This is a genomic window from Sphaerisporangium sp. NPDC049002 (assembly GCF_040649355.1).
Taxonomy (GTDB): Bacteria; Actinomycetota; Actinomycetes; order Streptosporangiales; family Streptosporangiaceae; genus Sphaerisporangium.
The window spans coordinates 1-24345 of record NZ_JBEZFH010000028.1; the positions used below are offsets into that span (position 1 = coordinate 1).

Consider the following 24345-nt stretch of genomic DNA (forward strand, 5'->3'; position numbering starts at 1 on the left):
GCCTCCAGCTCCCCGGCCAGCGCGTCGCGGCGCCCGGCCTGTTCCAGCAGGGCACCGGCCGCCTGGCAGGCGGCCTCCGCCGCCGGGATCCGGGCCGCCTCGGCCCTCACCGCCGCAAGCCGCCCGTCGATCTCTCGCAGGCGTCCTGGCAGCTCGGCCAGGGTGTCCGCCAGGGCCGCCTCGCGGTCGGCCAGCCCGGCCAGTTCCTCGTCGAGGGCGGTCAGCTTCTCGTGGACTTCGGCGAACCGCACCTCGTCGGCACGGCGAAGCTCCAGCCCGGCCAGCTCGTCGCGATGGGCACGCTCGATCACGCCAAGCCGCTCGCCCACCTTTCTCGCTGCCTCCTTGACCCCGTCCCCCATCGCGCCGGAGAAGCTCACGCTCCCCGCTCCGGAAAGGTCGTCGGCCAGAAGACCGGCTTCGGCCAGGTCGGCGGTCAGAGGGGCGGGCAGGTCGAGGAGGGCTTGGTGCAACTCACGCCGGGCGGCGGCCAGCTCGCCGGCGAGCGCGTCGCGGCGCCTGACAGCGTCGAGATCGCGAGTGGCGCTCTCCACGGCGGCGCGGGCGGGCGGAAGGCCGGAGGCGGCGAGTCGTGCCTGCGTCAGGGCCTCGCCGGTCTCGCGGCGAAGCCCCGGCAGTACGGCGAGCCGCTCGGCCGTCTCGGCCTCCCGCTCCGCCAGTGCCTCAAGACCCTTCCCTGCCAGGGCCAGCTCCTCGCGGACGCGCGCCAGCCGCGCCTCCTCGGGCCGGAGCTGCTCCAGCCGGGCGATCTCGTCACGCCGGCCCCGTTCGAGCTCCGCCACCCGCTCGGTGCTCATCCCCTCCACTCCACGGGCGCCGGGCATGAGGGGTAGCAGGGGCAGGGCGCGGGCCATGGCGTCGGCGGCGAGCTGCTCGGCCTTGGCGGCGGCCTCCGCTCGCTGCTCGGCCTGCTGGACGAGCGGCAGCACCCGGTCGGCGCGGACCGCCTCCGCGAGGATGGTCTCCAGGTCGGACCGCTCGTCGGCGGTCCTGTCGAGCTCGTCGCGGCGCGCCACGGCGTCGGCGTGGCCACGCTGCCGCTGGACCAGCTCGCGGGCGCCTTCGAGCTCGACCCTGGCCGATCTCAGCGCCGCCTCGCTCGCCGCCCGGGCCTCCGCCTGCCCGGCGAGCGAATCGTGCGCCACGGCGAGCAGTGCCCGCGCCCATTCGAGCGGCTCGGCCTGCGGGTCGAGGTCGGCCTGCGGGTCAAGCTCAGACCGGGAGTCAAGCTCGGCCCCGGGGTCGAGGTCAGGCCGGGAGCCGAGGTCGGTCTGTGGTGCCGGGTCGGCCGGGGACTCCAGGGTGTTCAGGAGGGCCGGGCCCGCCGCGCCGCGCATGTGGTCGATGACGGAGTCGACCCGCTGGCGCAGCTCCTGCTGCTCCTGGCCGGTGCGGGTGCGGTGGTCGGCCAGCCAGTGCTCGACATCGCTGAAGATCTTGACGGAGAAGAGCTTCTCCAGGAGCTTGCGGCGGTCGTCGCCGTCGGCCCGAAGGAAACGGGCGAAATCACCCTGGGGAAGCATCGCCACCTGGCAGAACTGGTCGGCGTTCATGCCGAGCAGCCCGCCCACCAGCTCGCCGGTCTCGTCGGCGCGACCGGACAGGAACATCCACTCGCCGGAGGGAAGCAGCTCCTCCAGCAGGACCTTGACCTTCTCCTCGATCAGCCCCTCACCCCTGAGCTTGGGCCGGTGCCAGACGGGCGAGCGGGTGACGCGCAGCCGCCGGCCGCGCACCGTGACCTCCAGCACGACCTTCGGCCCTCGGTCGGCCGGGGCGTGGTCGCAGCGCAGGCGGCGGGCGCTGTTGCGCTGGCCCGGCACCTGGCCGTACAGGGCGTAGCACACCGCGTCGAGAACGGTCGTCTTCCCGGCCCCCGTCGGGCCGTGGACCAGGAACAGCCCGGCCTCGCCGAGCGCGTCGAAGTCGATGTCCTCGTCTCCGGGGAAGGAGCCGAATGCGGTCAGCCGCAACCGGTGCAGCCTCATCTCAGGCGCCCTCCACGCGTCACAAGGTCACGAGCACCAGCCTGGCATGCCATTCAGACCAGAGCCTCCTTCGCCCGGCAGGCCTGGACCGCCTCCTGGAGGAGCCTTCTCTCGTCGTCGTCGGCCGGCTCGCCGCGCACCTGGCGGATGAAGTCGAGCGCCACGTCGATCTCGGGACGGCCCGCGAGCCGGGGCGCGCCCGCCGGGGTCCGCACGGCGCCGTCCGGCTCGAAGGCCAGGGCTAGCGTGTGCGGGAAACGCTCGCGCAGCCGCTCCATGGCGCCCTTGGGACGTACCGGATCGGTGAGCGTCACCTGGAGCCAGTGGTCTTCGAACCGGGCCCACCCGGCCCCCACGAGAAGGTCGGCGAGGTGCCCTCGGACGCGGGCGATCGGGCGCGGCACGGGCGCGGGCACGAACTCGGCGCCGGCGAACCCGCGCGGGCCGATGTCGACGAGCCAGGACCCCTTGACGTGCTTCTCCTCGGAGAACGAGTAGGCGATCGGCGAGCCGGAGTAGCGCACGGACTCGCTCATGCGCTGGCGGCCGTGCAGGTGGCCGAGGGCGACGTAGTCGACGCCCTCGAAGGCGCCGACCGGCACGTGGGCGACGCCGCCCACGCTGATGTCACGCTCGCTGTCGCTGCTCGCGCCGCCGGTGACGAACGCGTGGGACAGCACGACCGACCGCGTGCCTCGGCCCGCCAGGTCGTCGCGGATCAGGGTCATGGCGTGCTCGATCGCGGCCGAGTGGCTGCGCTCGGCCAGCTCCCACGGCGCGCGGACCATCTCAGGCTCAAGATAGGGAATGCCGTAGAAGGCGACGTCGTCGATCACGATCGGCTCGCCCACGCGGGCCGGGTCGGTGCGCAGGTGCACCCCCGCCGCGTCGATCAGGTCGGCGCCGAACCCGAGCCTGCGGGCGGAGTCGTGGTTGCCACTGATCATCACCGTGCGGACCCCCTCGGCGACCAGCCGCCGCAGCGTCTCGTTGCACAGGGCCACCGCGTCGACCGAGGGCAGGGCGCGGTCGTAGACGTCACCGGCGACGACCACCACGTCGACGCCCTCCGAGCGGATCGTCTCCACAAGGTGGTCGACGAAGACGCCCTGGGCGTCGATCAGGCTCTCGCGGTGGAAGGCCCGGCCCAGATGCCAGTCGGAGGTGTGCAGCACACGCATGTCGCAGGAAGCTAACAGGTCCCACTGACAAATGAGGTACCAGCCGCACCATCGTTCCCCCCGCGTGACTTAACCTGATGATCGGAGGCCTTATTTGGGGCGGAAAGCCCTCGTACGAAGGGACGGTTCAATCGGGGAGCGGAGTCCGGTGGGCCGCGGCGATCATGGTCATCACCTGGGCACGGTCCGCGGCGAGCCGCCCGACGAGGAGGTGGCGTGAGCGACCGTAGCCGGCTGAGCGTGGCGACCGCGGTGCTTGTGGCGATCCTGGCGACGGTGGGCTACATGCTGTCCCCGCCGTCCTTCGATCCGCCGCGGCTGAGCGCGAGCGAGAGCTTCCAGCCTCTGCCTCCGCAGCCCGCCTCGGAGTACCGCCCGGTCCCGCTCGACGCCGCCATCGCCACCCAGGACATCTCCATCCCGGTCCAGGGCACGACGCTCACCGCCACGATCAGGGCCCCGCGCACCCCCGGCCGCCACCCCGCCATGGTCTTCGTCCAGGGCTCGGGACGCGGCGACCGGGGCGAGTTCACCTCCCAGGCCACCTGGCTCGCCAAGGCCGGAGTGGTGACGCTGACCTACGACAAGCGCACCGTCGGCTACGACTTCCGGCACCGCGACTTCGGGCTGCTCGCCGACGACGCCCTCCAGATGATCGAGGTGCTGCGGCAGCGGGCCGACGTCGACCCGGTCCGCGCGGGCCTGTGGGGCGTCAGCGAGGGCAGTTGGGTCATCCCGATCGCGGCGGCCAGGAGCCTCGACGTCGGCTTCAGCGTGCTGGTCTCCTCCCCGAACGTCTCCCCCGTACGGCAGGTCGCGTGGGCGCTGAACGAGCAGCTCGAACGCCTGCACGCGCCCGCCGGAGTCCGCGAGCTGCTGGCCAAGGCGATGGGCGGGGTCGGGTTCAACTTCCTTCGCTACGACAGCGTCCCGGCGCTGAGCCGGTTGAAACAGCCGGTCCTGGCCCTGTACGGCACGATGGACCCGTCGATCCCGTTCGTCGAGAGCACCCAGAAGCTGACCTCGGCGATGACCACCGCGGGCAACTCCGACTACACCATCCGGTTCCTCGGCGGAGCCGACCACGCCATGCGGGTGAACGGCGGCGCGTTCACCCACGGCTACCTGGACACCCTGGCCAACTGGGTACTCGGGCTCCCCGGCACGGCACGGCCGCCGGCGGGGGCGCAGATCGCGGGAGCGACCCCCGTGCAGCGGTACGAGGCCACCGACATCCCAAGGGCCCCCTGGTACGCCGGCACCGCCATCCTGGGCCTCGCGCTCACCCTCACCGCCGTCGGATACGTCGCGGCCCCGGTCACCGAGATGGTCGTACGGCTGCGCGGCCGCGACCTGCTTCCCACGGCCCAGTCCGAGTCCTGGCCGGCGATCCGCCGCCGCCTGCGCCGGATGGCCTGGACGGGCGTGGGCCTGCTCGCCTCGGTGACGGCCTTCATCACGCTCATCGTGCTCTTCTCGGTGAACCAGGCGGGGGCGTGGCCGGCGGTCCTGTCCGGATGGCTGGTGGTCCGGGTGCTGGCCGTCCTCATGCTCGTGCAGGAGGTCACCACCGTCGCCGCCGTCGCCACCGCCCTCCGCGAGGGCTGGGAGCCGGGGCGCTGGCAGCGGTTCACCGTGGCCACCATGCTGGGTGGCACGGGCCTGCTCCTGGTGACCGCCGCCTACTACGGCCTGTTCGGCATCCCCTGGTAGCCGCCACCGGGCCGTACGTACCCGCATATATCGTGATCTGTTCCGGATGCGTTCACGCGCCCGTCGGCTCGCCCGGTTACATTTTCCCCTCCTGATCCAAGGGGGAATGGGACAGCGTTGCCTGACAAGTTGCCTGGCGAAAGGCCACGGGGAGCCGCTGCGGTCATCGGCTGGACGGCACTCTCCGCCCTGCTGCCGGGGTCGGCCCACCTGCGCGCCGGCCGCCGCCGCACCGGCTTCGCACTGCTCGGCGCGTACGTCCTGGCGGTGGCGGTCCTCGGCGTGATCGCCCTCACGGCGGACGCCGATCTCGCGGGGCGCCTTCTCGATCCGGGCTGGCTGCGCGCCATCATCGCGCTCGCGATGGTCGCGGCCGCCGGCTGGTTCGCCCTTCTGGTCCGCTCGTACGTGATCCTCCGGCCGGGTGAGCTCTCGCAGGCGGGCCAGATCATCTCGGGGGTCCTGACCGGGACGCTCGCGGTCGCCGTGACAATGCCGTTCGCCGTCGTCGCCCAGTACGTGATTGTGTCGGAGGAGACGCTGAACACCGTCTTCGACGCTCCCGCGACCGTGGCGGCGGCCCCCACGGGAAGCGCCGGGCCCGAGGACCCGTGGAGCGGCAGGACCCGGGTGAACGTCCTGCTCCTCGGGGGCGACTGGCAGCCCGACCGCGTCGGGGTGCGCACCGACAGCATCAACCTCGCGAGCGTCGACGTGCGGAGCGGCAACACCGTTCTGCTCAGCCTCCCCCGCAACCTGGAGAACGTCCGGTTCCCCCCGGGCAGCCCGATGCACCGGCGGTTCCCCACCGGGTTCCGCCTGCCCGCCAACCCCGACGGGTCCCGTGAGGACCTGCTCTTCGCCGTCTGGGAGTACGCCGAGAACCACCCAGAGCTGTTCGGGGGGCGCACGGGCATGGGCCCGGAGACGCTGAAGGAGACCATCGGGTACACCCTCGGCGTGGACGTCGACTGGTACGCCCTGGTCAACATGTGGGGGCTTGCCCGGATCATCGATGCCCTGGGCGGTCTGACCCTCACCGTCCCCACCAACGTGGTCTTCGGGAAGTACAACGAGGGCCTGGTCAAGGCCGGCACCCGCAAGCTGGGCGGCGCGGACGCGATGTGGTTCGCCCGTTCACGCACCTTCAGCGACGACTACACCCGCATGGGCCGCCAGCGGTGCGTACTGGACGCCCTGCTCCACCAGGCCGACCCGGCCACCGTGTTGCTGCGGTTCAACCAGCTCGCCAAGGCGTCCAAGGGCATGTTCCGCACCGACATCCCGCGCCCGATGCTGGGGCACCTGGTGCCGCTCGCGCTGCGGGTGAGGGACGCCCGCGTCACCGGCGTGCAGTTCGTGCCGCCGCTCATCCACACCGGGAACCCCGACTGGTCACGGATCCGCAAGCTGAGCGCCAAGGCCATCCGCGACAGCGCCGCTCCGGAGACGACCCAGTCCCCGCCCCTGTCGGCCACCCCGTCCACGTCTGACACCTCCGGCGCCGGGACCCCGGCGCCCTCCCCCGGGACCCCGTCGGCCACGCCCTCCGCGCCGGGGGCCTCCGAGCGCGACGCCGGCATCTGCGGCTGAGCCCCCCTGCTCACGGTTCCGTGAACGCGGGCGAGGCCGCGCAAGCCGCTCCCCGACGACCGGATCGGGGGAGTCTCAGAGCTTGAAGGAGTCGCCGGCGAGCCTGCGCACACGGTCCTCGTCGACGAGGTGACCGAGGCCGGGCTGGGTCAGCGGCACCGCGACCACGCCGCCGGACGCCCCGACGGGCGGGGTGACGATCTGGGCGCTGCGCGGCGGCTCGGTCACGTCACTGGGCAGCGTGCAGCCCGGCAGGCTCGCCACGGCGACGGTGGCCGCCCGAGCCAGGCCCGTTCCCCTGCCGCCGGCCGCGGTGATGTCCCATCCCGCCTCGACCGCGCGATCGTGCGCGAGCCGTACGGCACGTAGCGACCCGAACCTGGACGGGCGGAGCAGGAGCGCGCTCCCCGCCCGCGCCGCGATGGCCTCCTCCAGAGCCGCCACCGAGTGGACCTCGATCGCGACCAGCGAGGAGACCCGTTCCTGGAGCTCGGCGTGGAGATCGAGGTCGGCGGCGGCGTCCGGGCCCCCGAAAGGACGCTCGATCGCCGTCACGCCGTAGGCCTCCAGCGCCTCCAGGGCGGAGCCGTCGGTGTAGCCGCCACGCCCGTCCACGGCGAGGGCGAGGGCGGGATACGCCTGGCGTACGGCCCGAACCGGCTCGACATCCCAGCCGGGGTGCACGTCCATGGTCACATGGGCGTACCCGGCGCACACGTGACGGTTCACCCGGGCGACCATGGCGTCCAGGGACCGCTCGGCCGGGAGCCGCACGGTCGCCATCACGGACGTGCGGGTGCCGCCGAGGGCGTGAGCCAGGGGGACTCCCCGCATCCGGGCCCACAGATCCCAGCAGGCGAGGTCGACGGCCGTACCGCCGGGGACGGTGCCCAGCTCGTCGGGGTGCTCCCAGTCGACGCCGAGGAGGGCCGGGGCCAGCGACTCCTCCAACGTGGTCCAGGTCTTCGCGAGCGTCTGGTCACGCTCGCTCTCGGCCCTTTCACGAAGAGCCTCCGCGTTAACGACCCGCTCGGAGTCGTCCCCCTGAGCCTCGTGGGCGGCCGTCTCACGGGAGTGCGCCGGGTGGACCGCCCTCTCACCGGTCGCCCTCCCCTGGGCGGGGTCACCGGGGGTCGCGGTCCCCTGAGCGCCCGTGCGGGACGACCGGCGGTCGGGGGACTGCACGACCTCGCCCCATCCCGTCATCCCCCCGTAGTCCGTGAGCTTCACCAGGATGCTCTCCGGACGCCTGCCGTAGGGCAGTACGAGCCGGAAGACCTCTAGCTCGCGGACACGTGGCATGGAACCCCCTCGTCGAACCCCTGCCCTTCCATGGTGCCCGCTCCGCGGATCTGGTCCAAACCCGGCCCGTGAACGCGGGATCCCGCCCCCGCCCGGCCGGGCCGCTCCCACGTGCCGCCCGCCGTCGACCCCGGACGCGGCCGGCGATTCCCGCCTACCGTCTACCGCCTGCCCTCAGCGCCGGACGCGGCCGGCGACCAGCGGGCCGATGGCCGCCTGGGCGAAGATGAGGCCGAAACAGGCCAGGTAGACCCACCAGGCGGTGTCGAGCCCGGCGAAGACCGCGCCGGTCACGGCGATGATCACGACCGAGAAGACCGACTCCCCGATCTGCAGCGACGAGCTGTTCCTGCCCTCCTCCCCCGGCTCGGAGAGCTCCAGAGTGAGCACCGACAGCGTCGGATAGACCAGGCCGATGCCGAACCCTGCCATCAGCCACGCCAGCAGACCGACCGGTAGGGGGACCGCGTCGAAGACCAGCAGCGCCGTGCCCGCGATGCCCAGGGCGAGCAGCGCGGTGCCGCACCGGAGCAGCGCCCTGCGGTCGTACCGCCTGCGCCCCTGGATCCACGACGCGAGCGACCAGCTCAGCGCCGACCCGGTGAGGAAAAGGCCCGCCTGGGTCGGGCTGAGCCCGCGTTCACCGATCAGCATGAGGGGCACGAACACGTCGGCGGCGAAGGACGCGCCCGCCGCGAGCCCACGCAGAAGCACCACCGTCGGGAATCCCCGCGCCGCGCGCATCGTGCCGGGGGGCAGCAGCCGCGGCAGGGCGACCGCGAGGACGGCCAGCCCCGCGACGAGCAGGACGAACCCGCTCTCGCCGAGGCCGCTGCCGTACTGCAGCAGCGCGGCGCCGACGGCCACCACCCCGCCCCACGCCAGCCGGGCCCCGAATCCCTCCCGGGAAGGGGCGGGCTCGGCGCGGGCATCCTGCGGGACGACGGCGGCCCGCCCGGCGAGCCCTCTCCACAGCAGGACGGCGGCGGGAGCCACGAAGATCGGGATGCCCAGGAAGATCCATCGCCAGCCGATGTGCTCCACCACCGCACCGGTGATCGCCGGGCCCACGATGGACGGAAGCACCCATGCCGCCGCCAGCAGCGAGAACACCCTCGGGTGCATCGCCGCTGGGTACACCTGCGCCACCAGGACGTACAGCGCCACCGAGAACAGGCCGCCACCGATGCCCTGGACGAACCGGCCGACGATCAGCACGTGCATCGTGGGCGCGAATCCCGCGAGGAGCAGCCCCGCGACGAACCCGGCGACCCCCGTCCACAGCGGCGCCACCGGTCCGCGTGCGTCGCTCCACCGGCCGCCGGCGACCGTGGCGATCACGCTGGCCGCCATCGACCCGCTGAAGGCGAGACCGTAAAGGGAGAGCCCCTCCAACGACCTCGCCACCACGGGCATGGCCGTCGCCACGGCCAGGTACTCGAACGCGAGGAGCAGTACGAGGGCGACCATCCCGACGCTCAACGCCCGATACGGACGGCCGAGCACGCCGGGTGGCCCTGCGGGAGGAGAATCGATCACTGCGGAGGACACCTGCCTTAACCTACGGCCCCGCTTCATCCGCGGCATCGGCCCCCCACCTCGGACTTTGGTCCTAGGCCACACCCCTTTGACCATTGGGACGGCCGAACTCATGAACGGGTCGTCGCTTACGTGGCGCGGATCGACAGGATGCGTTCGGCCCACTGAGCGATGTCGCGGCGTTCGATCGCGGCGGCCATGAGGCCCGGGAACGCGTCGGGGGTGCAGGCGAACGCCGGGACGCCCAGTGCGGCGAGCGCCTCGGCGTTGTCACGGTCATAGTGGGGCTGGCCCTCGTCGGAGAGCGCGAGCAATACGATGACCTGCGCTCCGGCCTCCGTCATCGCGGCCACCCTGCGCAGCATCTCCTCCCGTACGCCGCCCTCGTACAGGTCGCTGATCAGGATGAAGATGGAGTTCGCCGGGCGGGTGATCAGCCCCTGGCAGTAGGCGAGGGCGCGGTTGATGTCCGTGCCGCCGCCGAGCTGGGTGCCGAACAGCACCTCCACCGGGTCGTGCAACTGGTCGGTGAGGTCGACCACGCTGGTGTCGAAGACCACCAGCGAGGTGCGGAGCGAGCGCATCGAGGCGAGCACGGCCCCGAAGACGCCGGCGTACACCACCGAGGCCGCCATCGAGCCGCTCTGGTCGATGCAGAGCGTGACCTCACGGATCACCGCCCGCTGCCTGCGGGCATAGCCGACCAGCCTGGACGGGACGATGGTGCGCTTCTCGGGCAGATAGTCCTTGAGGTTGGCGCGGATCGTACGGTCCCAGTCGATGTCGGCGACCCGGCGAGGGCGGTGGGTGCGGGCCGAACGGTCGAGCGCCCCCGTGATCGCGGTCCGGGTGCGCTGGGCCAGCCTGCGTTCGAGGTCGGCCACGACCTTCCTGACGACCTCGCGTGCCGACCGTCTCGCGGTCTCCGGCATCACCCGGTTGAGCGAGAGCAGCGTGCCGACCAGGTGGACGTCGGGCTCCACGGCTTCGAGCATCTCGGGTTCGACCAGCAGGCGCGTGAGGTTCAGCCGTTCGATGGCGTCCTTCTGCATCACCTGGACGACCGTCGAGGGGAAGTAGGACCGGATGTCCCCGAGCCACCGCGCGACCCGTGGGGCCGAGGCGCCGAGGCCCGCGCCACGCTGGGTGTCGCCGCCTCCGCCCTGCCCCTCGCCCGATCCGCGCCCGCTGTTGTAGAGCGCGGCGAGGGCCGCGTCCATCTGGGCGTCATCGCCGCCGAGCGCGCAACCCGTACCGTCGGCATCGCCCCCCAGCACCAGCCGCCACCTGCGCAAGCGCTCGTCCATCAGCCGCTCCCCTCCGTGACCCACCGGCCCAGACCCGCCGACCGCTCCCCACCCACCGGCCTCCCCGCGCCCGCGGGACGACCCCGGCCGACGCCCCCTCCGCGCCCGGCACCCGGACAGGGACTCCCAGGACGGCGAGCTCGGCCGGTGACGGGCGGGCGAGCGTTCCGGCGCATCAGGGGCTCCCCAAGATCGTGAGTACGGTCCGGACGGCCGGGGCCGCGCGGTCGGGGTCGGCTTCGGGGGCGGTGGTCCTTCCCGCCTCGCCGGAGGAGACGCGCCCGCCGATGGCCCGGCGCTCGGGCGGGGCGAAGGCTCCGAAGGTACGCCGGAGCAGGGGCAGCACGTCGACGAACGCCTCCCCCGTCAACCCCGTCAGCCATGTGTCGATCAGGCCGAGCAGGCCCGCGTCGTGGACGAGGAGGAGACCGCTGCCGGAGAGGAACCCCTCCACCCAGGCCGCCGCCTGCGCGGGAGGGTTGCCCGCCGACATCGACCGGGACATGCGCCGCGCCACCTCCTCGGCCGGGATGGTGCCCGCGTCGAGCAGGATGCGGGTCAGCCTGCCGCCGATCAGTCCGTGCAGGTCGCGACGTTCCGCGACGCCGCGCAGGGATTCGAGCCAGCCTTCCCTGCCCGACTCCAGCAGGCCGACCGAGGCGTGCACCGCGTCCACGTGACCCAGCATCTCCCTGGCCGAGTCGTCGTCCAGCCCGGTGACCGCCGCCGAGAGCCCCGCGCGGATGCGGCTGAGCAGCGACTCCACGATCACCGACAGCCCCCGCGCCGGGGTGCCGCGGACGTCGCCGTACCGCTGCGCGCGGACCAGCGCGGGAAGTGCGGCCATCAGGTGGGTGACGTCGCTGTCGAGTGCCGCCCGGGTGGAGATCGAGGACAGGACGTGGGGCAGTGCCCCCGGCAGGTCGGCGAGCAGGCACCGCTCCGCCACGCCGGTGAGCTCGGCCAGCGTCCTCGGTGACGCCGAACCGGCCGGCCCGGGCTCCGCGTGCCGGGCCGGACGTCCGGATCCGAGGTCGACGAGCTCCTGTACCCGCGAGGTGGCGGCGGCCGGGACGGTGGTGCCGTACGCGCTCGCCTCGATCAGGTCGATGTCGAACTCCGGGCGCCACTCCAGCGTCCAGGATTCGCGGAAGGTGCCCTTGCCGCGTGCCTCGCGCGGCGACCCCCATGCCACGCCGATCAGGCCGAGCCGGTGAAGCAGACGGCTGCGGTCGAGGTCGAGAGGTTTGCGCAGGTCGAGGTCGACGTCGCGTTCGAGCGCCTCGGGCCGGAGCCTCAGCCGTCGCTGCCGGTCGCGCAGGTCGCGCTGGAGCGGGACCATCGGCGTGCTGTCGGGGACCCGGCCGAGCCGCTCCCCCACGACCATGCGCCGCTGGATCAGCTCAACCGGCAGCTCGTCGCCCTCGCACAGGACCGCCCGCACGGCCTCGGTGACCTCGCCCAGGCCCGCCAGGGGACGGCCCCGCACCACCGCGAGGCTGTGCGCCAGCCGCACGGCCTCGATGACATGGGCGGAGGAGACCGGCAGGTCCTCCTCGCGCAGGACCCTCGCCGCGGCCGAGAGCCAGCGCTCGATCGGACGGTCGGGCGCGGCGAACAGGTGGTCGTACCAGCCGGGCGAGGTGATGCCCGCGCCGTAACCGCTCCAGGAGGCGAGCCTGCCGTACGTCCACGGCACCCAGGTCATCTCCACCTTGACCTTGGGCAGCCCCTTGAGGAGGCGGTCGTCGGGCGCGGCCGGACCGAGCTCGCGCAGCGCCGGGACGTGCCAGGCTCCGCACACCACCGCGATGCGCCGGTAGCCGTCCTTGAAGGCGGTGCGCATGGTCCTGCGCATGTGCGCCTCGCGCCGGGCCTCGTGCCCGTGCGGGGTGTGCCCCTCCCTCACGGCCGCCATCGCCTCGGCGATCACCTCGAACGGCGTGTCGCCGCGGTGCTCGACGGCGTCCTCCCACCACCGTTCGGGATCGTCGTAGCCGGCCGCCCTGGCGAGCTCCCCGATCGGGTCCCTGTGCACCACAGGACCCCCGGCCCCGGAGCCCCCGCCCTCACCAGGCCCGGCCTCGGCCGGTCGGGAGCCCGCGGGCCCGGTGTCAGCAGGCCGGGAGTCCGCGGGCTCGGCCTCAGCCGGTCGGGAGTCCGCGGGCTCGGTGTCGAGGGCCGGGGAGGCGTCGCCGGGGGGCGGCGAGGTGGTGGCCCTCTCCGCGAGGCTATGGGCGGCGGGCAGGTCGCAGAAGCGGACGGGGACACCCGCGCGCATGGCGTAACGAATCGCCTGCCACTCGGGAGAGAACGCCGCGAAGGGCCAGAACGCCGCTTTCGACGGCTCTCCCGGCACATGGGCCAGTAACGCGACAGGGGGTTCCATGCCGGGATCGGCCGCGAGCGCGACCAGGCCGTCGGCCTCGGGCGGCCCCTCGATGAGGACGATGTCGGGTCGCAGCCGCTCAAGCTCGGCCAGCACGGCCCGCGCGGACCCCGGCCCATGGTGCCGCACCCCGAGCACCGCAGCCGACGAACCGGCCATGGTGAAAGGCTCGGATGGCTTCAGGTCTGTCAGCCCGGTCCGCCGCTCGTCAGGAGGCATCGCGGCAGGCTCGGTAGAAGTCGCGCCAGTCGGGACGCTCGCGGACCACGGTCTCCAGGTACTCCTGCCAGACGACGCGGTCGGACACGGGATCCTGGATCACCGCGCCGACGATGCCCGCCGCGACGTCACCGGCGCGGAGCACCCCATCGCCGAAATGGGCCGCGAGCGCGATGCCGCTGGTCACCACCGAGATCGCCTCGGCGGTGCTGAGCGTGCCGCTCGGCGACTTCACGGTCGTACGACCGTCGGCCGTCACCCCGGAACGCAGCTCGCGGAAGACCGTGACGACCCGCCGGATCTCCTCCATGCCGGTCGGCGTGGCGGGCAGCTCCAGGGAACGGCCGAGCTGGAGGACCCGCCGCGAGACGATGTCGACCTCCTCCTCGGCCGTGGCGGGAACCGGCAGGACGACCGTGTTGAACCGCCGCCGCAGGGCGCTCGAAAGCTCGTTGACGCCGCGGTCACGATCGTTGGCCGTGGCGATCACGTTGAACCCCCGGGCCGCCTGGACCTCCTGGTTAAGCTCGGGAATCGGGAGCGTCTTCTCGGAGAGCACAGTGATCAGCGCGTCCTGCACGTCGGACGGCATGCGGGTGAGCTCCTCCACGCGGGCGAGCCGTCCCTCGGCCATGGCGCGCATCACCGGGCTCGGGGTCATCGCGTCACGGGACGGGCCCTCGGCGAGCAGCCGGGCGTAGTTCCACCCGTAGCGGATCGCCTCCTCGGCCGTACCCGCCGTGCCCTGCACCAGCAGCGTCGAGTCGCCGCTGATCGCCGCGGCGAGGTGCTCGGACAGCCAGGTCTTCGCGGTGCCGGGCACGCCGAGCAGCAGCAGCGCCCGGTCGGTCGCGAGCGTGGCGACGGCCACCTCGACGATCCGGCGGGGGCCGATGTACTTGGGGGTGATCTGGTGGCCGTCGCCCAGAAGGTAGGTCGTGACAGCCCAGGGCGACATCCTCCAGCCGGGCGGCCTCGGCCGGTCGTCGGACTTGGCCAGGATCGCCAGCTCGTCGGCGTACTGGTCTTCCGCGTGCGGACGCAGAACGGTCATATCGGCTTCAGCTCGCTCTCGCGTGATGGCCCGGAGGGTGGTGTTCGCAGGACATGGAGGCTCATGGGCGGGGCTCCAGCTCCGCGAGCATGTCGAAACGGAACCGCAGGGTTGCGGCCACTTCCTGGACGGGCGGCTCGGGTGAGAACCGCGCCGCGACCTCGTGCATGCTCGGGTCGACCCGCTCGCCCGCGAGGCGCACCAGCTCGCCGAGATTCCACGGCTGACGCCCCGCCGTGTCGAGGATCTTCTCCAGCACCGCCTTGGCCAGCGCCGCTCCCCAAGGAGCGGGAATCCCGCCGAGCATCATGATCAACTGACCGTCGACGGGCTGGTCGTGCACCAGCTCGGCGGCCTTGTCGGCGCGCTCGGCAGGGGGGAGCACGGCGAGCAGGTCCGTGAGCGGCTCCACGGCGAACAGGGCCCGCGCCCAGGTGGGATCGTTCTGCAGGACGGCGGCGCGCTCCCAGCCGAGCCTCACCTCGCGCGACCACTCACCGACGTTGAGCGCGACGATCTGCTTCGCCGTACGGCCGAAGTGGTGCGTCCAGAACCCGAGCGGCGTGTGGGCGACGAGTTGCTGCAGCCACCAACTGCGCTGACCCGTGCCACCGGGAGCGCGGGAGCGAACCCCGTCGCGCTCCATGGCGCTGTCACAGGCCGGCGGCGGGTCGGCCTCGAGCCGGTTGCCGGCCAGGGTCAGGCACACCGCCGCCCGCTCGGCCATCCTCCGGCCGAGCCGGGACGCAGGGAGCCTGGTCAGCAGATCGGCGGCCTGGGTTCTGACCTCGCGTCTGCGGTCGTCGAGCACGGCCTCCAGGAACGGCTCGTCGGCCATCGAAAGGCCGTCGGCCATGGCGTGGATGAACGCCGCCCGGTCTTCGGGCGACTCCTGCTCCCAGCCGCGTCGCAGCAGAGCCCGCGCCCTCGCCGGGTCGGACCCCCGGAGGCTCCGGAGGTAGGAGAGCCGGTCACCCCTGGTGCCGAACTCCCAAAGCTGATGCGTCTCGACCTCGACCTCTTCTTCCTCCTCAGACCCCCCCGAACGGCCCGAACCCCCAGAAGGGGAGTGAGCCGCGGGGTCTGGAGCGGACGATGCGGAGAAACCGCTGGTCATATGGGCGGTCGCCTCCTCCAGGAGGTAGGCCCAGGCCGGGTTGAGCGTGGCGAGCCAGCGGCCCCTGGCGCCCGCCAGCACCCCGACGGGCGCCCGCAGCGACCGGTCGCGCGCGCCGTGATCGAGCACCCGGGGCACGAGCTTCGGTGGTAGCCGGTACCCCCGGACGGCGGCGGCCTCCAGCCATTCGGGCAGCAGGCGCGGCTGCTCGCCGTCGAGGATGCGGCCCACACGCTCACCCGCGGCACGGGGGACCAGCGACTGCTCCTCGGGAGGCGCGGCGGGCAGCGGCTCGCCCCTCTGGAGCCGCTGCCCGGCCCGCGCCCCGACGGTGTGCGCCGCCGCCTGCCCCAGAAGGTCGGGCACAGGACGCCGGTCTGTGCCGACCAGGGCCGCCGACACCAACCGCTCCCACTCCTCGGCCGTGATCACAGCACCACCACCTGGCCCTCCTCGTCCCAGGTCGTGAGCGGGCGCAACCCCCGCGGCGTCCACTCGGCGGCCACGGTCACCGCGTGACCACCGGAAACGGCGAGCAGCCGCCACGGGAGACCTGCCGACGGGTGCAACGGCATCCCCTCCACCGCCGGTGGATCGCCAGAAGCCGGGTGAGGTGAGGCCGCGTCGGTGAGGATCCAGAGGTCTCCCCGCCTGGCGGGCACGACCGGGCCCAGCACCACGGGCCAGGACTCAAGCCACGGATCTCCTTCGAGCGCGGCGGCCACCTCTGCCAGCGCCGCACGCACCCCGCCACCCACCGGCGGCCCCGCCACGCCGCCACCCACCGGGGGCTCCGCCACCACCCCGCCGTCCACCGGAGGCCCTGCCACCGCCCCGCCGTCCACCGAAGGCACCGTCATCAACCCGCCACCCACCGGAGGGCCCGCCACCACCCCGCCACCCGCCGGAGGCTCCGCCGGCGCCCCGCCGTGCCGTGCGGCCACCAGGGCGCGTAACGGGGAACCGCCGGGATAGAAGGCCAGATCGGCGTCGATCGAAGTGCCGGTGACGAGCGAGGTGTCGAGGGCCTGGCCGACCGGCGCGAACGAGAGCACCAGGGCGGGCCGGCCGCTGGTGCGCCCGCGCAGCCAGACACGGCGGGAGACGAGACGGTCTTGCTCCTCGTCACGCCGGCCGAGCACATCCCAGTGATCGCGAAGAGTGCGCCCCGCGAGCACCTCGTCGCGTGACGTCGGGAAGCCCACGCGCGACCGGATGGTGTCGCGCAGGGGCGCGGGCAGCTCACTCGCGCGGCGGTAGCCGACGGCGAGCAGGTTGAGCAGGCCGTACTCACCGAGCAGGCGGGCCGGCCAGTCTTCCTCGGCCAGCACCCGGGGCAACCGGGAGACGGCCGCGGCGGCTCCGGGGGCCTGGGCGTCCACCAGGCGCCTGGTCAGCTCCTGCCACTGGGCGGGCGCGCTCTGCCGCGCTCCGGCCAGGCCCTGCCCGACCTGGTCGGCCAGCCACCGCTCCAGCTCGGACAGGCCCGTGGCGACCCGCTCCTCGCGCTGGGCCGCGCGCCGGTCGGACGCGGCGCCGTCGCCGGAACCGGCCTCACGCCGCTCGGCGGCGCCCGGCTCCGAAGGCGAGGGCTCGTCGCCCGCCACGGTGGCGGTGGTGGCCGAGGCCCTGGCGGCGCGGACACGGCGCTGATCGAGCCACTCGGCGACCCAGGCGGGTGGAGCCTCGGCCGGTGAGACCCCGTCGCCCGACCAGAGCAGCAGGAGGCCGAGCGCGTGCTTGCAGGGGAACTTCCGGCTGGGGCAGGTGCACCGGTAGGCGGGCTCGCTCAGATCGACGCACGCGCGGTAGGGCGACGAGCCGCTCCCCTTGCACTCTCCCCAGAGCACGTCGGGCGCGCTGCCCACGGCCGACCACTTGGCCGGCGTGCTCACGCTCCGCGCGCCCTTCTCGGAGGACGCGTCGGGGGCGAGCGCGAGCACTTGATCACGGCTCCAACGTTCGATCACGACCGGCAGACTATCGACGGCCTCCGACAAAAAACGCGCCCCTCACGCGGGCCCGGGTTGATGGGCGACCGGGAGAACGAGCGACGCTTGTCCGCTGGTTCGGGCTATGGTCGCCCCTCGTTCGGGCGAGGGTCGCCCGCGGGTGTGGCGGCCATCGAAACGGGACCGCCGATTTCCGGGGAAAGCAGGAATATGGGCGTGCCAATGGGTACGGGGCCTGCATGAATCTCGTCTGGGAACAAGTAGTGGTCGACGCGGCCGATCCGGTGGCGCTCGGGGAGTGGTGGACCAAGGCACTCGGCTGGGTCGTCGTCAACGACTCCGAGGAGGAGTACGAGATCCGTCTGGCCCCCGACGTCCTGCCCGGAATCCTCTTCGCCCCCGTGAGCGAGGAGAAGAAGGTGAAGAACCGGCTGCATCTCGACTTCCGCCCCAAGGATCAGAAGGCCGAGGTCGACCGGCTCCTCGCCCTTGGCGCACGTCCGGCCGACGTCGGCCAGGGCTCCGAGCCGTGGGTCGTGCTCGCCGACCCGGAGGGCAACGAGTTCTGCGTGCTCAGCTCCCGTGCGTGACACCGTCGCACGACCCACCGAACGACCCGTCGCACCACCCGCTGAACTCCCGTCGCACCACCGGCTGAGCTCCCGTCGCACGACCGGCTGAACGACCGCTGAGCGGCTCGTCGCTCAGCGGTGGGCGAGGCCCGCCGAGCGCAGGTGGCGTAGCGTCCAGCCGTGGCCGCCGGGGTCGATCGGGATCGTCGCGGTGGTGAAGAGCTCGGCCGCGCGCCGGTAGGAGAGCCGCCCCCGTCCCGTCACGGGGCACCGGTCGGGGACGGGCGTGGTGGGCGCGGCCCGGCGTTCCGTCAGGAGCACCGGGCCCCCGGTGCGGCCGAGCAGGAGCAGCGGCAGCAGCCGGGCCGTACCGGCGCGCCAGCGGATCTCCGGATCCTTGCGTACGCGCCTTCGCACCAGGTCGAGGTCGTCGACGTTCAGAGCCAGGATGCGCTCGATGGGGGCGGCGGTCTCGTACAGCAGGCGCCAGCACGCCTGCTCGCGCAGCGCGACCGCCAGATTGAAGATCATCGTTACCTGCTCCGGAGAGAGCACCGAAGGTCCGGCCACCGGTGCCGACGGAGGCCGTAGCCGCTGGACAGGGTCGGCGTCGATCCAGCCGCGCATGCGCCACCAGGCGATCGCGCCGCGCAGGATGGAGAGCTCCCGGCTCACGGTGCGCGGGTCGGTGGTCGCGGCACGCTCGCTGAGCGCGGCGTGCAGGCGCCCGGCCATGTCGGGGGCGTCGAGCAGTGCCAGCGGCACGATGGGGGGCCGTGCCCCACGGCGGGATTTCCCCGGCGGCGGAGTCCTGCCCACCAGGTGCCACGCCCACGTGGCCAGGGCGATGCGGTAGACGCGGCGCGAGGCATCCCCCAGCCGGAGCGTGGCCAGGTAGTGATCGATCGCGACGGCGTACTCGACGGGGGCTGTCATTCCTCACACTCACGGTTGCCGCAGTAAATGGCGCCGGCCAGAGGACGGGATCCGAGTCTAACGCCATCGAAAACAGCAGATAGGGCGCATGACTCGCCATCCGACGATCCTGCAGTAAAGGGACTCAACTTTCCTCAGCCCGGCCATTGAAAGCCGGTCTTTCACCTCGCAAGGTGAGGGGGCATGGCTTCGAAATGGATTCGACGGCGTCTGGGCGCCCTGTCCCACCCGGACCTGCGGCTGTTCTTCGTCGGAGAGGCGACCTCGCTGCTCGGTTCGTCGATGTCGTCGCTGGCGGTGGCCTTCGCGGTGCTGGACAGCGGCGGCACGCAGACCGACCTCGGGTACGTCATGGCGGCGCGCATCGTGCCCATGATCGTGTTCCTGCTCGCGGGTGGCGTGGTCGCCGACCGGCTGGGACCCCGGCGCGTCATGATGTCCGCCGACGTCGTGCGCTGTGTCACCCAGTCGGTCCTCGCCGGGCTGCTGATCTTCGGGCACCCGGCCATCTGGATGTTCATGGTGCTCGTCGCGGTGTGGGGCGCCGGCGAGGCGTTCTACGCGCCGGCCCGGGGCGCGCTCATCCCTGCGGTCGCGGCCGGGGGCGCCCCGTACGACGGGAAGCTGCGGGACGCCAACGCGCTCGCGGGGCTGGCGCAGTCGATGGCCTCCGTGGGCGGACCCGCGATCGCGGGAGTCGTCGTCGCCGTGGCCGGGTCAGGTCTGGTCGTCGCGGTCGACGCGGGGACGTACGCGGTGAGCTTCCTCGCCCTCGCCCTGCTCCGCCTCTCCGACCGCGTGCCCGGCCAGGCGCTGTCCGCGCAGGTGAAGTCCGCGCAGGCGGGGGCGGTGCGGGAGGGGTGGGCGCACTTCCGCTCCAGGACCTGGTTGTGGGTGACCACGCTGCAGTTCACCCTGTTCAACCTGCTCGTGTGGGCGCCGTTCCTCGTACTGGGCCCGGTGGTGGCCCAGGAGCGTCTCGGCGGTGCGCGTGACTGGGGCCTGATCATGGCCCTGTACGGCGCCGGGGCCGTGGCGGGCGGCCTTTCGATGATGGGCGGCCGCGTGCCCCGCCGTCCGCTCGTGGTCGCGACCGTCGCCACGTTCGGATGGGCGCTTCCGTCGGGTGCCATCGCCGCGGGCCTGCCCGTGGCGTTCATCGCGGGCGCCGCGGTCGTCGCCGGCGCCGGCTCCGCGGTCTGCGGCGCCCTCTACGCGACCACGAACCAGCAGTACGTGCCGGCCGGGGTCCTCGCGCGGATCACCTCGCTCACCACCCTGGGAGCGTTCGTCCTCGGCCCGGTCGGCCTGGCCGCCGCCGGGCCTGCGGCCTCCGCCATCGGGATCACGGCCCTGCTCGCCTTCGGCGCTATCTGGCAGGTCGCGGCCGGGTCCGTCGTGCTCGCCGTACCGGACGTACGGCGTGTCACCTCAGGCGGAGGACATGACGCGGGCGCGACGCGGGACCGGCGATGCCGGGCCTCGCTCTCCGGCCGTCCACAGCCGTGAGCCCGCCGCCCGCACGCCGACCGGCCACCCGCAGCTGAGAGGCGCCCGGGTGTCATAAGATCGGCGGCGTGTTCCTCATGACGCTCGGTGACTACCCGGATGGCCCCTCGGTGTTCGCCTCCGGCGACGCCGACGCGTTGCGTATCGCGAACGCGACCATGACCGGGCCGGAACCGGTCGTCGCCGTGGGCGACGACGGGCGGGTCAGGTTCCTGCGGCGCGACGTGAGGGGCACGTTCATCACCGTCCAGGAGCGCCCGGCGGTCGCGGAGGCGCTGGAACTCCTCCCCCACCCCGAGGGCGGGTGGTACCGCGAGACCTGGAGGACCTCGGCCGGCTTCGAGCCTCCGGGCTACGGCGGGGTACGGCAGAGCGCCACCGGCATCTACTTCCTCCTCCAGCCCGGTGAGGAGTCGGTCTGGCATGTGGTCCGCTCCGACGAGGTGTGGTTCTGGCACCGAGGCGGCCCGCTGACCCTCCTGCTCGGCGGCACGGGCGACCATCCGTACGGGACGGACGGCCAGGCTGGGGGCACGGGCGTCCAGGCCGGTCAGGGCGGGGGCGCGGTGGAGACGATCACGCTGGGTCCCGAGGTGGAGAGGGGGCAGGTGCCTCAGGCTCTCGTGCCGGCCGGCACCTGGCAGGCCGCGCACCCGGCGGGCGCGCAGGGCGTCCTGGTGAGCTGTGTGGTCTCCCCCGGTTTTGATTTCGCCGACTTCAGGGCCGTTTGACCCTCGGCGTTTCACCGGCACCGCCGCCGGATTAAAGCCACCACCCCGATCGAATTCGCGTGAACACCGTTGACATGGGTGATTCACGCACCCACTATCTCTGTGTCAGATATTCCTCTGATTACCCCAGGTGGCCGTGCGGTTGCCACGAGTGAAAGCCGAGCACCGGCCGCACAGGATCGGGGACGGCAGGGTACGCATCGGTGGGTCGATTTACGGTGTCGCCGCCGAAATCCCCGAACTGGTGATCTTCCCCGGCGTCCGGATGTACCACGTCCTGTACGACGCGCGAGGCGCCTGCACCGGGGCCCGCAGGATCGACGACATCGAGTCGTCTCCGGCCCGCACCCGCCCCGGCGCGTCCTCCCGGCGGCGGGAAGGCGGATCCCCGCCGCCGGGACCCGATCAGTTCAGCCGTTCGAGGTAGCCGCCCTCCACCAGCCAGCTCACGGACACCTCGTCGCGCAGTTGGGGCGACTCGGGGATGAGCCTGCTCACCAGGTGGTACTGGTCCCCGCCGCCCGGCTGCTGGAACGCCGAGGCGATCGGACCGGCGTCGACCGCGAACTCCCTGCTCACCCGGTACGCGTGGTAGCTGCAGGGATACTGCGGCGCGGCGGGGAAGGTCTCCAGGTTGGTCGGGGGAATGCCGCGCTGGGAGAACGGTGTGCCGAGCGGCGCCAGGAAAGCCCCGCCCTCGCCCCCGAATCGATCCACTTTCTCGCCGACGAGGAGCGTCATCGGCGTGATCAGGGGCCGGCCGCTCGTGTATCCCCCCGAATGGGCGAAACCGAAGTCGGGCGGATAGCGATAGGAAGCCTCCGCCCAGTTCCAGTAACGGTTGAGGAACTTCTGCGGAGGGAGACCGCCAAGCGGCACGTAATCGCTGAGGATCTTGCCGAGGGCCCCGTACATCGGAAGGTTCTTCGGCCCGAGCCGCTTGTCCTCATTAACGTACGGCGCGGTGCAGACGGGTTCGGCCGGGTCCTCCGTCGCCACCGGCGTTCGGCCGGGCGGGAATGCGGAGACGGCGGGAGCCCAGGCGGAACCGGCCCGCGAAGCAGCGGCGGCCCTGGTGCCGGCCTGTGCCGGGACAACGCTGAGAGAGATGGCGACGATGCCGAGAGCGGCGGCCAGCGACGCGCGTCGGCGAAAATTTCGCAATGGATCCTCCTGATGATGGGAAGCCGGATTCCGGCATGTCTCCTCGATGCGTTAATCGAGAGAAACGGTGGGATCTGCCCTTTTCATCTGGACGGCTTCCCGCCGGTTTCCACAGCCGTCCGGAGACCGGCGGCCCGGGAATTCGAGCCGTTTCCGAGATGAGCGGAGCGATTGATCCCTGCGTACCCGTTTCTTGATCAGGAGTCCTGCGAGCGAAGCAATGAAACCACAAAAAACAAACGCCAAAAGGCGCAATCAACTGGAAATGTTAATCACAGTCGGGATACGCCTGGCCCGGGCCCACCGCGACGGCGCGGCAGGCGGATGCCGCCGAGCCGGGCGCCCCATGTTGGGTGAACCCGGCTCAGGCGGAAGAATGCAGGCAAGCGCCCATGCGAGGAGGTCAACGGTGACCCGCCAGATCGTCTCCGTCGTCGGTGGCAAGGCCGCCGACGACCCCAACGCCACGACCTACGACTCGGTCAACCCGGCCAGGACCGCCGAGACCGTGGCCCGGGTCCAGCTCGCCGGGGCCGCCTCCTTCGCCTGGGCCTGTAGCGTCGCCGCCGCCGCGCAGCGCGAGTGGGCCCGGGTGCCCGCGCCCGTACGCGGCCGGGTGATCGCCTCGATCGGCCGGCTGGTCGAGGCCAACGCCGAGACCCTGGCGCGGCTGGTCACCGCCGAGATCGGCAAGCCGTACGCCGAGGCGCTGGGCGAGGTGAGGGAGATCGTCGACACCTGCGACTTCTTCCTCGGCGAGGGCCGGCGCATGTACGGCCAGACGATTCCCTCGGAGATGCCCGACAAGAACCTTTTCACCTTCCGGGTGCCCGTCGGGGTGGCCGCGGTGATCACGGCGGGCAATTTCCCCGTCGCGGTGCCGAGCTGGTACCTGGTCCCCGCCCTGCTGTGCGGCAACGCCGTGGTGTGGAAGCCCGCCGAGTACGCCTCGGCCTCCGCGCACGCGCTCTACCGGCTGTTCGTGGCGGCCGGGCTGCCCGACGGGGTGCTGAACGTCGTGTTCGCCGACGGCCCCTCCACCTTCGCCGGGCTGGACGCGGCGCTCACGGAGGGCACCGTGCAGAAGGTCGGCTTCACCGGGTCGACCGCCGTCGGCCGCGAGATCGGCGCGCTGTGCGGGCGGCACCTCCAGTCGCCCTGCCTGGAGCTCGGCGGCAAGAACCCCATGGTCGTCATGCCCGACGCCGACCTCGACCTGGCCGTGGAGGGCGCGCTGTTCTCGGGGTTCGGCACGGCGGGGCAGCGCTGCACCTCGCTCGGCACCGTGCTGGTGCACCGGTCGGTGCACGACGAGTTCGTCGGCCGGTACGCGCGCGCCGTGCGGGAGGCGACGGTCGGGGATCCCGCCGGCGACGTCCTCTACGGCCCGATGCTCGACCACCGCTTCGCCGAGCGCTACGAGGAGTACCTCGGCTGGATCCAGCCGCACCACACGGTGGTCACCGGCCCGACCGGGCGGATCACCGGGGACAACCCGCGCGGCGGCTTCGACGGCGCCGGCGGACTGTACTACCACCCGGTCGTCGTGGACGGCCTGCGTCACGGGGACCGCCTGTTCCTGGAGGAGACCTTCGGGCCCATCGTCGGCGTCACCTCGTTCGGCAGCCTGGACGAGGCGGTCGAGCTGGCCAACCGCCCCGGCTACGGGCTCTCGTCCTCGATCTACACCACCGACCCGAAGGCGGCGTTCCGGTTCCGCGCGGGCATCGGGGCGGGCATGGTCAGCGTCAACAACTCCACCTCGGGCGCCGAGGCGCACCTGCCCTTCGGCGGCAACGGCAAGTCGGGCAACGGCAGCCGCCAGTCGGGCGTGTGGGTGCTCGACCAGTTCACCCGCTGGCAGGCGATGAACTGGGACTACTCGGGCCGCCTCCAGAAGGCCCAGATGGACGTCGCCGAGATCATCCCCGACCTGGAGTTCCGCCTCTAGACGACCCCGGCCGCCGCGCCCGCCGGAATGTCAGGCTCCGTCCCGCCGACGTCGGTTCCAGTCGTCGCGCCCGCCGGAAGGTCAGCCTCCGTTCCGGCCGACGCGGC

At 72.6% G+C, this 24345-nt stretch carries 18 protein-coding genes; 7 read left to right on the forward strand and 11 right to left on the reverse strand.

Features of this window, described 5'->3' with window-relative positions; translation table 11 throughout:
* Both AB0B89_RS08935 and AB0B89_RS08940 read right to left on the reverse strand, forming a co-directional pair.
* The coding region (locus tag AB0B89_RS08935) for an AAA family ATPase (protein WP_358550187.1) at nucleotides 1-2009 on the reverse strand (2009 nt) is incomplete at its 3' end.
* Nucleotides 2010-2062: 53 nt separating this feature from the next.
* Entirely contained in the window at nucleotides 2063-3190 is a 1128-nt protein-coding gene (locus tag AB0B89_RS08940) for an exonuclease SbcCD subunit D (RefSeq protein WP_358550189.1), read from the reverse strand.
* A 216-nt stretch (nucleotides 3191-3406) separates the two neighbouring features.
* Between AB0B89_RS08940 and AB0B89_RS08945 the strand changes: the two genes are divergently transcribed.
* Nucleotides 3407-4903 (forward strand): prolyl oligopeptidase family serine peptidase, encoded by a 1497-nt coding sequence (locus AB0B89_RS08945; protein ID WP_358550191.1) that lies wholly within the window; start codon nucleotides 3407-3409, stop codon nucleotides 4901-4903.
* Between the two features lie 117 nt (nucleotides 4904-5020).
* Nucleotides 5021-6496, forward strand: a complete 1476-nt coding sequence (locus AB0B89_RS08950; RefSeq protein WP_358550193.1) for an LCP family protein — start codon at nucleotides 5021-5023, stop codon at nucleotides 6494-6496.
* Between the two features lie 75 nt (nucleotides 6497-6571).
* Here the strand turns inward: AB0B89_RS08950 and AB0B89_RS08955 are convergent, their stop codons facing one another.
* From AB0B89_RS08955 to AB0B89_RS08985, 7 genes are all read right to left on the reverse strand, one after another.
* A complete protein-coding gene (locus tag AB0B89_RS08955; protein WP_358550195.1) occupies nucleotides 6572-7798 on the reverse strand; it encodes an enolase C-terminal domain-like protein in 1227 nt (408 codons plus the stop codon).
* A gap of 174 nt (nucleotides 7799-7972) precedes the next feature.
* Nucleotides 7973-9349, reverse strand: a complete 1377-nt coding sequence (locus AB0B89_RS08960) for an MFS transporter (protein WP_358550197.1) — start codon at nucleotides 9347-9349, stop codon at nucleotides 7973-7975.
* A 116-nt stretch (nucleotides 9350-9465) separates the two neighbouring features.
* On the reverse strand, nucleotides 9466-10644 hold the full coding sequence (locus AB0B89_RS08965) for a VWA domain-containing protein (RefSeq protein ID WP_358550199.1): 1179 nt from the start codon (nucleotides 10642-10644) through the stop codon (nucleotides 9466-9468).
* A 175-nt stretch (nucleotides 10645-10819) separates the two neighbouring features.
* Nucleotides 10820-13192 carry a DUF5682 family protein gene (locus AB0B89_RS08970; protein WP_358550201.1) on the reverse strand — a complete coding sequence of 791 codons (2373 nt, stop codon included), beginning with the start codon at nucleotides 13190-13192 and terminating at the stop codon, nucleotides 10820-10822.
* A gap of 49 nt (nucleotides 13193-13241) precedes the next feature.
* Complete coding sequence (locus AB0B89_RS08975) at nucleotides 13242-14306, reverse strand: AAA family ATPase (RefSeq protein ID WP_358550204.1); 1065 nt, start codon at nucleotides 14304-14306, stop codon at nucleotides 13242-13244.
* 61 nt (nucleotides 14307-14367) lie between these two features.
* Complete coding sequence (locus AB0B89_RS08980; RefSeq protein WP_358550206.1) at nucleotides 14368-15855, reverse strand: DUF5691 domain-containing protein; 1488 nt, start codon at nucleotides 15853-15855, stop codon at nucleotides 14368-14370.
* Nucleotides 15852-17393, reverse strand: coding sequence for an SWIM zinc finger family protein (locus AB0B89_RS08985; protein ID WP_358550208.1), 1542 nt, complete (start codon nucleotides 17391-17393; stop codon nucleotides 15852-15854). Before AB0B89_RS08985 ends, AB0B89_RS08980 begins: the two co-directional genes overlap by 4 nt.
* 221 nt (nucleotides 17394-17614) lie before the next feature.
* Between AB0B89_RS08985 and AB0B89_RS08990 the strand changes: the two genes are divergently transcribed.
* The gene (locus AB0B89_RS08990) at nucleotides 17615-17965 is read left to right on the forward strand and encodes a VOC family protein (protein WP_358550210.1); all 351 of its coding nucleotides are present in this window, start codon (nucleotides 17615-17617) and stop codon (nucleotides 17963-17965) included.
* Between the two features lie 114 nt (nucleotides 17966-18079).
* On the opposite strand, the gene AB0B89_RS08995 is transcribed toward AB0B89_RS08990, so the two are convergent.
* Nucleotides 18080-18883, reverse strand: a complete 804-nt coding sequence (locus tag AB0B89_RS08995) for a site-specific recombinase (RefSeq protein ID WP_358550212.1) — start codon at nucleotides 18881-18883, stop codon at nucleotides 18080-18082.
* A gap of 183 nt (nucleotides 18884-19066) precedes the next feature.
* Here AB0B89_RS08995 and AB0B89_RS09000 point away from each other — a divergent pair, with 183 nt between their 5' ends.
* The 3 genes from AB0B89_RS09000 (at nucleotide 19067) to AB0B89_RS09010 (ending at nucleotide 21550) form a co-directional block, all read left to right on the forward strand.
* Nucleotides 19067-20392 (forward strand): MFS transporter, encoded by a 1326-nt coding sequence (locus tag AB0B89_RS09000; protein ID WP_358550214.1) that lies wholly within the window; start codon nucleotides 19067-19069, stop codon nucleotides 20390-20392.
* A 77-nt stretch (nucleotides 20393-20469) separates the two neighbouring features.
* Nucleotides 20470-21123, forward strand: a complete 654-nt coding sequence (locus tag AB0B89_RS09005) for a cupin domain-containing protein (protein ID WP_358550256.1) — start codon at nucleotides 20470-20472, stop codon at nucleotides 21121-21123.
* Between the two features lie 151 nt (nucleotides 21124-21274).
* Complete coding sequence (locus tag AB0B89_RS09010) at nucleotides 21275-21550, forward strand: hypothetical protein (protein ID WP_358550216.1); 276 nt, start codon at nucleotides 21275-21277, stop codon at nucleotides 21548-21550.
* Here AB0B89_RS09010 and AB0B89_RS09015 read toward each other — a convergent pair.
* A complete protein-coding gene (locus AB0B89_RS09015; protein WP_358550218.1) occupies nucleotides 21529-22287 on the reverse strand; it encodes a TNT domain-containing protein in 759 nt (252 codons plus the stop codon). The two genes, AB0B89_RS09010 and AB0B89_RS09015, sit on opposite strands and share 22 nt — an antisense overlap.
* A gap of 409 nt (nucleotides 22288-22696) precedes the next feature.
* On the opposite strand from AB0B89_RS09015, the gene AB0B89_RS09020 reads away from it, so the two are divergent.
* A complete protein-coding gene (locus AB0B89_RS09020) occupies nucleotides 22697-24238 on the forward strand; it encodes an aldehyde dehydrogenase family protein (RefSeq protein WP_358550220.1) in 1542 nt (513 codons plus the stop codon).
* Nucleotides 24239-24345: the final 107 nt, after the last annotated feature.

Bases quoted from the DNA above. Each gene is read 5' to 3' on its own strand.
- AB0B89_RS08940 (WP_358550189.1), bottom strand. From the start codon at position 3,190: ATGCGTGTGCTGCACACCTCCGACTGGCATCTGGGCCGGGCCTTCCAC.
- AB0B89_RS08955 (WP_358550195.1), bottom strand. From the start codon at position 7,798: ATGCCACGTGTCCGCGAGCTAGAGGTCTTCCGGCTCGTACTGCCCTAC.
- AB0B89_RS08965 (WP_358550199.1), bottom strand. From the start codon at position 10,644: ATGGACGAGCGCTTGCGCAGGTGGCGGCTGGTGCTGGGGGGCGATGCC.
- AB0B89_RS08970 (WP_358550201.1), bottom strand. From the start codon at position 13,192: ATGGCCGGTTCGTCGGCTGCGGTGCTCGGGGTGCGGCACCATGGGCCG.
- AB0B89_RS08975 (WP_358550204.1), bottom strand. From the start codon at position 14,306: ATGACCGTTCTGCGTCCGCACGCGGAAGACCAGTACGCCGACGAGCTG.
- AB0B89_RS08990 (WP_358550210.1), top strand. From the start codon at position 17,615: ATGAATCTCGTCTGGGAACAAGTAGTGGTCGACGCGGCCGATCCGGTG.
- AB0B89_RS08995 (WP_358550212.1), bottom strand. From the start codon at position 18,883: ATGACAGCCCCCGTCGAGTACGCCGTCGCGATCGATCACTACCTGGCC.
- AB0B89_RS09000 (WP_358550214.1), top strand. From the start codon at position 19,067: ATGGCTTCGAAATGGATTCGACGGCGTCTGGGCGCCCTGTCCCACCCG.
- AB0B89_RS09005 (WP_358550256.1), top strand. From the start codon at position 20,470: ATGACGCTCGGTGACTACCCGGATGGCCCCTCGGTGTTCGCCTCCGGC.